At 41.5% G+C, this 11,961-nt stretch carries 10 protein-coding genes and 1 riboswitch; of the genes, 8 read left to right on the plus strand and 2 right to left on the minus strand.

Going from position 1 to position 11,961, the window contains the following annotated elements:
- Positions 1–170 precede the first annotated feature (170 nt).
- From PY364_RS14205 to PY364_RS14235, 7 genes are all read left to right on the plus strand, one after another.
- The gene (locus PY364_RS14205; RefSeq protein ID WP_275523407.1) at positions 171–1,235 is read left to right on the plus strand and encodes an ABC transporter substrate-binding protein; all 1,065 of its coding nucleotides are present in this window, start codon (positions 171–173) and stop codon (positions 1,233–1,235) included.
- 21 nt (positions 1,236–1,256) lie between these two features.
- Positions 1,257–2,108, plus strand: coding sequence for an ABC transporter permease (locus PY364_RS14210; protein WP_275523409.1), 852 nt, complete (start codon positions 1,257–1,259; stop codon positions 2,106–2,108).
- A gap of 266 nt (positions 2,109–2,374) precedes the next feature.
- Positions 2,375–3,151: an ABC transporter ATP-binding protein gene (locus tag PY364_RS14215; RefSeq protein ID WP_275523410.1), complete on the plus strand. Its 777-nt coding sequence runs from the start codon at positions 2,375–2,377 to the stop codon at positions 3,149–3,151.
- 303 nt (positions 3,152–3,454) lie between these two features.
- A riboswitch (guanidine-I (ykkC/yxkD leader) is annotated at positions 3,455–3,592 on the plus strand.
- Positions 3,593–3,694: 102 nt separating this feature from the next.
- Positions 3,695–4,423 (plus strand): urea amidolyase associated protein UAAP1, encoded by a 729-nt coding sequence (locus PY364_RS14220; RefSeq protein WP_275523412.1) that lies wholly within the window; start codon positions 3,695–3,697, stop codon positions 4,421–4,423.
- Between the two features lie 69 nt (positions 4,424–4,492).
- Complete coding sequence (locus tag PY364_RS14225; protein ID WP_275523413.1) at positions 4,493–5,134, plus strand: urea amidolyase associated protein UAAP2; 642 nt, start codon at positions 4,493–4,495, stop codon at positions 5,132–5,134.
- Between the two features lie 303 nt (positions 5,135–5,437).
- Positions 5,438–9,055 carry an urea carboxylase gene (gene uca / locus PY364_RS14230; RefSeq protein WP_275523414.1) on the plus strand — a complete coding sequence of 1,206 codons (3,618 nt, stop codon included), beginning with the start codon at positions 5,438–5,440 and terminating at the stop codon, positions 9,053–9,055.
- An 83-nt stretch (positions 9,056–9,138) separates the two neighbouring features.
- The gene (locus PY364_RS14235; RefSeq protein ID WP_275523416.1) at positions 9,139–9,801 is read left to right on the plus strand and encodes a class I SAM-dependent methyltransferase; all 663 of its coding nucleotides are present in this window, start codon (positions 9,139–9,141) and stop codon (positions 9,799–9,801) included.
- Positions 9,802–9,835: 34 nt separating this feature from the next.
- Here PY364_RS14235 and PY364_RS14240 read toward each other — a convergent pair whose 3' ends face one another.
- Positions 9,836–10,090 carry a hypothetical protein gene (locus PY364_RS14240; RefSeq protein WP_275523418.1) on the minus strand — a complete coding sequence of 85 codons (255 nt, stop codon included), beginning with the start codon at positions 10,088–10,090 and terminating at the stop codon, positions 9,836–9,838.
- A 175-nt stretch (positions 10,091–10,265) separates the two neighbouring features.
- On the opposite strand from PY364_RS14240, the gene PY364_RS14245 reads away from it, so the two are divergent.
- Positions 10,266–10,985 carry a M15 family metallopeptidase gene (locus tag PY364_RS14245; protein ID WP_275523420.1) on the plus strand — a complete coding sequence of 240 codons (720 nt, stop codon included), beginning with the start codon at positions 10,266–10,268 and terminating at the stop codon, positions 10,983–10,985.
- Positions 10,986–11,066: 81 nt separating this feature from the next.
- Here PY364_RS14245 and PY364_RS14250 read toward each other — a convergent pair.
- Positions 11,067–11,961: ATP-binding cassette domain-containing protein (locus PY364_RS14250; RefSeq protein WP_275523422.1), on the minus strand; the 895-nt coding region annotated here is incomplete at its 5' end.

Below are 11,961 nucleotides of genomic sequence, written 5' to 3' on the forward strand. Positions count from 1 at the left end.
CCGCCATCTTGGCGGTATTGTTACCGCCAAGATGGCGGCGTTACGTAATCCCCGTAAGTCCTGTAATTGTTAACTAAAAATAGCAGATACCAATAGAAAACCGCTATAAGTTCCTAACTTCAATCACCATATTCACCTCGAACAATCCACCGTTTTTACCAGAATATGCCATGAAGATACAATATTGCTCCGCAAAATTAACGCGATCGCTTCTATCCTACTGTATTCTGTTTTTCTTCACACTATCTCTGACAGTAAGTTGTGGGAATCCTGCCAGCCAAATCAACTCAACACCTAACAGCGCAAATAGTACAGTCAGCGCTGTACGCTTAGGATTTAGTGCTTGGCCTGGTTGGTTTCCCTGGCAAGTTTCCCAAGAACAAAAGATATTTGAAACCAACAAAGTTTCCGTAGATTTAAAGTGGTTTGATGGCTACCTAGAATCCATCAGCACCCTCAATGCCGAACAGATAGATGCTAACAGCCAAACCCTCGGAGATACAGTTAGCTCTATATCTGGTGGAGCCGATCAAGTTATTGTTTTAGTCAACGATAACTCTACTGGCAATGATAAAATAATTGTTGCCGAAGGTATCAACTCTGTTGCCGATCTCAAAGGCAAAAAAGTCGCCGCTGAAGAAGGAACAGTCGATCATTTCCTCTTACTATTAGGGCTAAAAAAAGCCGGATTATCAGCCAAAGATATTCAATTTATCCCCTTAGAAACTGGTAAAGCCGCAGCCGCCTTTGTCGGCGGACAAGTCGATGCAGTTGCAGTATTTGCCCCCTTTACAACACAAGCATTAAAGCGCACAGGAAGCAAAGAACTTTTTAGTTCTAAAGATTTTCCTGGCTCAATTTCCGATCATCTTGTATTCACACGCAAATTCGTTACAGAACACCCCGATCGCGTACAATCTCTTGTAGATTCCTGGTTTGCCACATTAGAATATATCAAAGCTAATAAAGACAAAGCCTACGAGATTATGGCGAAACGAGCGGGAGTCAGCGTTGATGAATATAAACAATACGCTGACGGTACTCAAATCTTCACTATTGAGGAAAACTTAAAAGCTTTTCAACCTGGAAATACCATGAAATCCTTATCATTTGCCGCTGAAGAAATGAGCAAATTTCTCACCGAAGTAGGTTTAGCAAAAACAAAGCCAGACATGAGCAAACTATTTGACGATCGCTTCATCAAAGCCTACGCCGAGAAAGTCAAAAAGTCCTAGTTAGAAATCGGAAATTTCATCATGTCCCCAAATCCAGAACCACAATCGATCCAATCCCATCTCAAGCCAAAAAGCCTAAATCCAACCGTTTTTTGGCGACTGGCTGAAGACATCCCCAAACCTCTAAATACTGGCTTAATTCTGACATCCATTGCATTACCATTACTGCTATGGTGGTTAGTAACAACCTTCATTAAAGTAGACCCCAAATTTTTACCATCTCCCGCTAACGTTTTAGAAGCCTTTGGGCGGTTGTGGAGTAGCGGCGATCTCCTAAAAGACACCGTAGCAAGTTTGTGGAGAGTAGGAGTTGGATTTTTCTTTGCCTCCCTTTTTTCAATTCCCATTGGCGTAATGATGGGCAGTTTTCCGAGTATTCGCGCCTTGCTAGAACCCATTTTCGGCTTGATGCGATATATGCCTGCACCGGCATTTATTCCCCTGCTAATTCTTTATCTAGGAATTGGTGAAGAACCCAAAATTACCCTGATCTTTATTGGTGTCTTTTTCTTCAATTCTTTGATGGTAATGGATACCGTTAAGTTTGTTTCAAAAGATTTAATTGAAGCAACTTATATGTTAGGTGGCAATCGCTGGGAAACCCTAACTCATGTAATTCTACCCCACGTTTTACCAGGAATTATTGATGCTTCCCGCATCAACTTTGCCGCCGCATGGCAACTGGTAATCGTCTCCGAATTAATTGCAGCCACCGAAGGTTTAGGCCGCCGGATCAGCGTCGCCGGTCGATTTCTCAAAACTGATGAAATTTTTGTGGGGTTGATTGTAATTGGAGTGATCGGACTCACCTTTGACTTGTTATTTCAATATATGCTGCAAGTTTCTTGCAAATGGGCCAGCCAGAAAAAATAATTGCTGCCAAAATTACTGAGAAATTGTAACGTACTTTACCGTACAACTGCCAATAAATTGATAACATCATCTCCAGTTATATTTGTATTGTATTAAAGTGTCATTGCGTTGGCGTAGCCTGCGCGTAGCGCTTACGCAGTGAAGCAATCGCAAAGCCAAGAAATTGCTTCAGGTTGCTTCTTCTCTCGCAATTACATACAAGACTAATGCTACCGGACTCGATCTAGTTTTCATTTACCATTTACCACTCACACGAGGATTAACTAATGTTTCTGCAAATCAACAATCTACACAAACACTTTGAAACTAAAAATGGTAAATTAGTTGTCTTGAAAGACATTAATATGACCATTGAAAAAGGCGAATTTATCTGTGCTGTAGGTGCATCTGGTTCGGGAAAATCTACATTACTGAGGCAGATTGCTGGATTAGATCGACCAACAATTGGGGAAGTTAAAATTAATGGCACAACTGTAACTGCACCAGGGCCGGATCGCGGCATGGTATTTCAACACTACACTCTTTATCCTTGGATGAATGTGCAGGGAAATGCCGAATTTGGCCTCAAACTTCAAGGCGTACCAAAAAAGGAGCGACGGGAACAAGCAAGCTACTATTTAAATGTAGTAGGATTGACTAAGTTTGCTCAATCTTTGCCGAAGGAATTATCAGGTGGGATGAAACAACGAGTCGCGATCGCGCGTGCTCTTGCTTCAGAACCAAAAGTATTATTAATGGATGAACCTTTTGGTGCTTTAGACGTTCATACTAAAGAATCGATGCACGAATTCATGTTAGATTTGTGGCGGCGCACTAAAATCACAGTTTTTATGATTACCCATGATGTAGAAGAAGCAGTCTTTCTTTCTAATCGGATTTATGCTTTGGGTTCGCGTCCTGGTACTGTGAGGAAAGAAATTTCTATTCATCTGCCAGAACGTACTCATAGCATTAAACGCCATTCCAGATTTCACGACTACCGCGATGAATTGATGGATTTGCTGCGGAAACATGGACAGGAAGCTGTTGCAATTGCTGCTTAAATTAGGAATGAGACAATACTCACATAAAAACAGCATTTTTTGCGATGGTCAACATAATTAAAAGTAGGGTGGCGATCGCCACCTTACCCAGCTATCGCATCTCAAAATTTCCCTCAAAAAATCTCAAAAAATCTAGATAAATGTAACAGTAGATACTTTTTTATCGGATTTTCTGGTTTAAAATAAATTACAAGCAAGTAAGGTGTTCAGCTAAACCTCAAAACATCTAAGTCAGCATTTATTTAGCCAAAAAAACAAAGGCTAGGCTAACAATTACAAACTGACTTCAGCTAAAAATTGCATAGGAATCGCTTCTAGGGTTCCGATCTAGTGAGATAACTAGATGTCTGGTCCAAGAGAAGCAGCCAATATTCAATTATCCCTAAAAAATACGAGGGGGAAATTAAATTGGTCACACGGCGGGAGAAAAGCCCGGGAGAATCACACAGTTATCATTAACTGTTGGTAAATTCCTGGGCTTTTGCGATTTGAGTAAAGCTCACACCACAGATTATTCACCTCATATCTTATCTGGAGGAGCTCATGGTGCAAGCACCAATTAACACAAATTCTAAACTCGATTCCAGCCTTGTACTGATGGAGGAAGTGATTCCCGGCGGCGCTTATTGGTCAGGTATTATAAAACGCGGAAATACCCTCCGCATCACCGATTTAGAAGGCTCTCAAGGCGTTTCTATGCTGTGCTATAACGCCGACAACCCCATAGAAAGATTAAACGTAGCAGACACCGCAAAAATTCAATTTAATGCTTTTCTAAAAAAAGGTATGGTACTCTACACAGATATGGGACGCATTTTATTTTCCATTACTGAAGATACATCTGGCTATCACGATTTACTATCAGGATGCAGCAATGCTGCTAGTAATAGTGAAAAATACGGCGATGGAGACTGGAAAAACTCGCGAGACAACTTTATCAAAGCATTGACAAGGCGGGGTTTAGGCAAAAAAGATATTATGCCTAATTTTAACCTATTTACTCGCATTGCTGTCAAGCCAGATGGGGCAATGGAATATGTAGAAGGCTGCGAGAAACCCGGTAGCTTCATCGATTTACGGTCAGAAATGAATGTATTAATAGCGATTTCTAACTGTCCTCATATCTTGCATTCTAGTTCAACTTACGATCCAAAACCAATTCAGATTCAAGTTTGGAAATCGCCAACACCATCACCCGATGATGTATGCCGCACCGCCAACCCGGAAGTAATTCGCGGATTCATTAACACCGATGCTTTGTTTGTTCAGTAATTAATTTGTAGTTTGGGTAAATCAAAGCTAAACCCGAAAAATTGGACATTTATTAAGGAGAATTGCATCATGGTTTTAACGTCACAACGAGTTCTAGATCCAGCAACAGCAATTTACAATGAAGTGTTATCAGCGAGACATCCTTGGTCGCACATCCTCAAAAAAGGACAGATTCTTCGGATTGTCGATTTAGGCGGAAATCAGGCAGTAGATTTTCTAGTTTACAACGCCGATGACCCTTCAGAACGTTACAGTGCACCCGATACTATTGTCCGTCAAGGTAACATCTTTGTAACTACTGGCAGTAAACTTATTTCCAATGAAGGACGAGCGATAATGACAATTATTGCCGACTCTTGTGGACGACATGATACCTCTGGTGGTGCTTGTAGTTGTGAGAGTAATTCCGTGCGATTTGGACTGGATAAAAAATACCAACACGCCTGCGTTGAAAATTTCCTAGCTGCAATTACTCCCTATGGTTTAGGAAAACGGGATTTAGTCAGTAACATCAATTTCTTTATGAATGTGCCAGTCAGTGAAGATGGCAAACTTGAGATTGTTGATGGCATTTCCGATCCAGGTAGTACAGTCGATTTGCGAGCAGAAATGAACGCCTTGGTAGCTATTTCTAACTGTCCGCAAATGAATAACCCTTGTAATGCCTACAATCCTACGCCAATTCGGTTGATTATTTGGGATGTGATGTAATACCCAATTTTTGATAAATGGCAACAAATCTGAAATTGCCCCAACCTTAAAAAGCAAGGTAGTTTCATTCTTCCACAACCCAACCCACCAGAGGTTAAAACCCCTGTCTAATAGTAAAAGTCGTCTGAAGACGACTAAGTAAAATACTTTACTTTACCGATCTATAAGTCCTCTTTTAGAGGACTTTAGCTATAAGACCGGGGTTTTAACCCCTGGCAAATCTGATAACAAGGGGATAAACGTTACTTAAGTTAGCATAAATACTCGTTCCGTATTCTTCAAATTCAACTCAATCAAGCACTCATGTTTAACAAAGTTCTGATTGCCAATCGCGGTGAAATTGCCTGCCGAATTATTCGCACATTAGACCGCTTAGGAATTGCTTCAGTAGCAGTATATTCTGAAGCTGATGCTCATGCTAAGCACGTCTTTACTGCCACAGAAGCAGTTTGTATCGGTGGCCCAGCAGTAGCAGAAAGTTATTTAAACTTTGAGCGTATCCTCGAAGTTGCGCGTCAAACTGGAGCTCAAGCTATTCATCCCGGTTATGGTTTCTTAAGCGAAAATGCAGAATTTGCTGAAGCTTGCGATCGAGAAAATATAGCATTTATCGGCCCAACTCCGGCTCAATTGCGCTCCTTTGGATTAAAGCATACCGCACGGGAACTAGCAGCAGAAAATCATGTGCCTTTAACCCCTGGTAGCCAACTTTTAAACAGCTTAGAAGCAGCAGCAATGGCAGCAAAGGCAATTGGTTATCCAGTGATGCTCAAAAGTACCGCTGGCGGTGGTGGTATTGGTTTACAGGTGTGTTTAAGCGAAGAAGATTTAGCAGAAGCTTTTGAGAAAGTACAGCGTTTAAGTCAAAGTAATTTTAAACAAAGTGGTGTTTTCTTAGAGAAATATATTCAAACTGCTCGACATATTGAAGTTCAAATATTTGGAGATGGCAAAGGAAATGTCATAGCCTTGGGTGAACGGGATTGTTCCGTACAGCGACGCAATCAAAAGGTGATTGAAGAAACACCCGCACCCGGAATTAACGATGAATTACGACAACAGTTATATGCAGCAGCGGTAAAAATGGGAAAAGTGATAAATTACCAATCCGCAGGAACCGTTGAATTTGTCTATGATGTTGATACAAAGCAATTTTACTTTTTAGAAGTCAATACGCGCTTACAGGTAGAACACGGCGTAACTGAAACTGTTAATAGAATTGATTTAGTGGAATGGATGATAAAACTTGCTTCTGGAGATTTGTTTCCTCTAGAAGAGTATCGCTATCAGCCGCAAGGACATTCTATTCAGGTGCGAATTTATGCAGAAGATGCTAACAAGAATTTTCAGCCGAGTTCTGGGTTGCTAAATCAGGTGATTTTTCCTAAAAATATCCGCTGCGATACTTGGATAGAAACGGGAACGGAAGTTACGCCTTTTTACGATCCGCTGTTGGCAAAGGTGATTGTTTATGGTAAGAATAGAAAAGACGCGATCGCGCAACTTAAATCTGCTTTAGATGCAAGCCAAATTGCGGGAATTGAAACTAATTTAGATTACCTTCACCAGATTTTAGATGATTCCCGATTTAATCAGGCTGAACTTAGTACCCGCTTTTTAAATGCTTTCAAATATGCTCCTTTAACTATCGATGTATTAGATAGTGGAACCTATACCACAATTCAAGATTATCCGGGACGTTTGGGATATTGGGATGTGGGCGTACCCCCCTCTGGGCCGATGGATAATTTAGCATTTCTATTGGCAAATCGTTTAGTCGGAAATTCCGAATCAACTGCCGGATTAGAGTGTACAGTCATGGGGCCAACTCTGCACTTTAATGCCGATACAGTTATTAGTTTAACGGGTGCAACTATGAAGGCAACGCTGAATGGTGAAGCCATACCATTTTGGACGGCAATTGCTGTTAAAGCTGGTAGCACTCTCAAATTAAAAGCAATTCAAGGTGATGGCTACCGTACTTATTTGGCAGTAAAAGATGGCTTCAATGTTCCAGATTATTTAGGCAGTAAAGCTACTTTTGTAATGGGTAAATTTGGGGGACACGCAGGCAGAACATTACGACCGGGAGATGTGTTAAAACTTAATCAATCTGCGACAATAGATACAGAAAGAAGTTTGCATCCTTCACTTATTCCTACCTACAGTAATAATTGGGAAATAGGGGTTTTATATGGCCCGCATGGAGCGCCAGATTTCTTTACTGAGGAAGACATCGAAATGTTTTTCTCAACTGAGTGGAAGGTGCATTACAATTCAACTCGGACGGGAATTAGGCTGATTGGCCCTAAGCCAAAATGGGCGCGTCAAGATGGTGGAGAAGCGGGTTTACATCCGTCTAATATTCATGATAATGCTTATGCGATCGGGACGATCGATTTTACTGGTGATATGCCTGTAATTCTCGGTCTTGATGGCCCTAGTTTGGGAGGTTTTGTTTGTCCTGCTACAATTATTCAGGCTGAATTGTGGAAAATTGGACAACTGAAACCAGGGGATAGTATTCATTTTTATTGTTTAAGTTTTGCGGAAGCATTGCAACTAGAATTAGAGCAAGATCGGCAAATTGCTACTCTTTCTCCTAATCTTTCTATGGAGGAAATCAAGACATCAATCCCAAAGGTTGGTTCGCCAATCTTGCATGAAATTTCGGCATCAATGGGGCAAGTTGCTGTTACTTACCGCCAAGCTGGCGATAAATATATTCTAGTTGAATACGGCCCCTTGGTTTTGGATCTAAACCTACGTTTTCGAGTGCATGGGTTAATGACATTGCTGAAGGCTAATCCGCTATCGGGAGTAATCGATTTAACGCCAGGAATGCGATCGCTACAAATTCATTTTGATAGTCGCCAGATTTCACAACAACAGTTAATGGATGCCTTAATTGCAGCAGAAGAGGAATTAGCTGCAATTGAGGATATGGAAGTACCAGCAAGAATTTTATACCTCCCTTTATCTTGGGAAGATGAATCCACGCTATTAGCGATCGAAAAATATATGCAGTCAGTGCGATCTGATGCGCCTTGGTGTCCGAGAAATATTGAGTTTATTCGCCGCATTAATGGACTTGATAGTATTGAAAAAGTCAGAGAAATTGTCTTTACTGCTAGCTATTTAGTGATGGGATTAGGTGATGTTTATTTAGGCGCACCTGTCGCTACTCCCCTCGATCCTCGCCATCGTTTAGTAACGACTAAATACAACCCCGCACGCACTTGGACTCCTGAAAATGCAGTGGGTATTGGTGGTGCATATCTATGTGTTTATGGTATGGAAGGGCCAGGAGGATATCAATTTGTTGGTCGCACGATTCAAATGTGGAATCGGTTTAAACAAACGGCGGATTTTGAATCGGGTAAACCTTGGCTTTTACGCTTCTTTGACCAGATCAAGTTTTATCCTGTTTCGGGTGAGGAATTGCGGCGCTACCGAGAAGATTTTCTCGAAGGTAAGTTTAAATTACAAGTTGAGGAAATCACGTTTAATCTGAGAGAATATAATCAATTCTTGGATGCTATTGCTGATGATGTAGCTGAGTTTAAAGGGAAACAACAAGCGGCATTTAATGCAGAGCGCGATCGCTGGGCTGCGTCTGGGGAATTTGAAGTGGAAGCGGCATCAGAAACAGCGATGAGTATGGCTAATGATGTCGCGGCAGAAATCAATTTACCTCCCGGTTCTGAGGCGGTTGTTGCTCACGTTTCAGCTAATGTTTGGCAGGTATTAGTTAATATTGGAGATGTGGTTGCAGAAGGCGATCGCTTGTTAATTTTGGAAGCGATGAAAATGGAGATTGCTATTACTGCGGATGTGGCGGGAACTGTGGTAGAGTTGTTTTGTCAAAAGGGCGAAACGGTGACTGCTGGACAAATTTTAGCGGCGATTCAACCTGATTAAGGATAGGGAAATCGGTATCCGATAAGTTCTTTATATGTAATACTCTTAAACTAGAAAGAGTAAAGCTACTTAGATTCTCAATTATGTTACTTCAAGGTCATCAGCGCACTAAGTTAGACGATACCGATGATACGTTGTTCTATTCATACCCTCGCTTTGTGACTCATGTAGATGAGGGATTTATCGAGCAATTGACTCAATTGTATCGCGATCGCCTCAAACCGAATACTCGAATTTTGGACATGATGAGTAGTTGGGTTTCGCATCTACCGGAGGAGATAGAATTTGCTCACGTTGAGGGACACGGGTTGAATGCGGAGGAATTGGCGAAGAATAAGCGGTTAAATCATTATTTTGTGCAGGATTTGAATGCTAATCCGAAGTTACCGCTACCCGATGCCGATTTTGATGCCGTTATTAACTGTGTTTCTGTTCAATATTTGCAGTATCCCGATGCAATTTTTGCGGAAATACGACGGATTTTGAAGCCGGGGGGATTGGCAATTATTAGCTTTTCTAATCGGATGTTTCATCAAAAAGCGATCGCTGCTTGGCGGGATGGTTCGGAGAGCGATCGCGTAGAATTGGTAAAGCGTTATTTTGATTCTGTAGAAGGGGTAAATATTCCCGGTTTTAGTCAACCGGAAGTAATTGTAAAGCAGTCGAATGTTCCGAGTTTTCTGCAAATGTTGGGGATGGGTGGTGGCGATCCTTTTTATGCAGTTATTGCTTACCGCCAGAGTTAATAATTGTTTGAGAATTGGGGGGTAAATCGGCGGTTCATTCACCATCGATCCTCTCCCATAACTCAGAAATTGGTCTAGTTTGTCCAGATTTAGCTTCCTGTAATGCTCGCCGGAGACTGGCTTTTATTTCTTCAATGGGAGTATCATCAGGATCGGTTTCAATTTCCTCAGTTACTTCGGGAAAAAGTACGATCACTCGCACGCGACTAGGTGGGAATTTTTCAATAGGTCGATCGAGGTACAATTGACCTTTTTCATCCAGGGTTCCTGTGACTTCAACGGCTTTCATCTAATTATCCTCAAATTTTTATCTATCATAATCTATCATATCATATTCGTTGAGAATTTAATAAAGTAGTTGCCAATGGCTGGTTTAATTAAGGTAAGAAAAAATATGACACAAACAACTGTAGAATTGCAGATACCATATTGCAAACATCGGAAAGACGTTTATAGAAGTTAAAATGAAACCCTATCAAAAAATCCCAATTATCGACTGCAACGAACCCCTCATCGCCATTCCCTTAGAACTATTTGCTATCGAAATTCCCCACGCCTATCAAAAATTAGGCGCACCCTATCCCCCTAGCAAAGCAGATTCACCTTACTACCTCCGCCAAGGCGTTCTTAATAGCTTGATAGCGGCTCAAACCTATCTTCAGCAAAAGCATCCAGAGTTAAAGATTATGATATTTGATGCTTATCGCCCCGTCGAAGTACAACAATTTATGGTAGATTATACCTTCACCGAAATCGCCAAATCTCAAGGCTACAAATTGCCTATTTCTGAAGAGAAACGCCAAGATATCCTAGAACAAGTTTATCAATTTTGGGCCGTTCCCAGCCTCGACCCAGCTACACCGCCGCCCCACAGTACCGGTGCAGCCTTAGATGTGACAATAGTAGATCGAAATCATCAGCGAATTGATATGGGTTCAGCCATTGATGAAGTTTCTCCCCGTTCCTATCCCGATCGTTTTGCTAATAGTAATAGTGTCGTAGAACAACAGTATCATCAAAATCGGCAATTATTGAAAGAGGCGATGTTTGCGGCAGGATTTAAACAGCATTTTAATGAGTGGTGGCATTTTTCCCTGGGCGATCAAATGTGGGCTTGGTTGAAGAATAAAGAGGATAATAGTCATCAATTTGTAGCGAGATATGGTCGTGTAAATGCAGAATAGAGGTAAGAGTTGAAGTTGCCCTAACTGCCTTGGCGGTTGCCATAACAGCTAAAAGGGAGCATTCCGATACAGCCCTGCTTCTTATGTGCGAGCAAGCAAGGGTGCAGCTTGTAAAAGTTGTTGAGTGTAAGGATGTTGAGGATTGGTAAAAATCTCTTTTGTCGCGCCGATTTCCACAATTTTACCAGAGTTCATAACGGCAATGCGATCGCAAAAAAATCTTGCTACCCAAAGGTCATGGGTGATAAATAAATAAGTAAGGTTAAATTCCGCTTTTAATTCCAACATTAACTCTAATACCTGCGTCTGCACGCTAGCATCGAGCATACTCACAGGTTCGTCGCAAATTAACAATTTAGGGCGGGTAATTAAAGCACGCGCGATTGCCACTCGCTGCTGTTGTCCCCCAGATAACTCGCCTGCATAGCGCTGATAATAATCTTCAGATGGTGTCAAACCCACCCGTTCTAGCATAGCCAATACTTGTTTTTTAGCTGCGTCTGGAGTCGCTAATTTGTGGATAAACAAAGGATCGGCAATACTTTGACCGACTGTCATCATTGGGTTGAGACAAGCGTGGGGATCTTGGAATACCATTTGAATATCTCGACGGTGCGATCGCACAGCATCGCGGGAGAGTGCAGTTAAATCTGTCCCCAAAAATTCTACTTTGCCGGATGTAGGGCGAATTAGCTGTAAAATCGTGCGTGAAAGGGTACTTTTACCACAGCCAGATTCTCCTACTAAGCCCAATATTTCCCCTGGATATAGTTCTAAATTAATACCATCTACTGCTTTAATTATCTGTCCTGTTCTAGAAAATATCTGGTCTAATAAATTGCGTTCTAAAGTATAATGTTGCTGCAAATCTTGGACTCGTAAAATAGGTAATTGGTAATTGGTAATTGGTAATTGGCTAGCAATCAAGGAAGAATGTAAATTGCTCCCCCGCTCCCCCTCTCCCCCTCTCCCCCGC

Source organism: Kamptonema sp. UHCC 0994 (assembly GCF_029167235.1).
In the GTDB taxonomy this organism is placed as follows: Bacteria; Cyanobacteriota; Cyanobacteriia; order Cyanobacteriales; family Microcoleaceae; genus Kamptonema.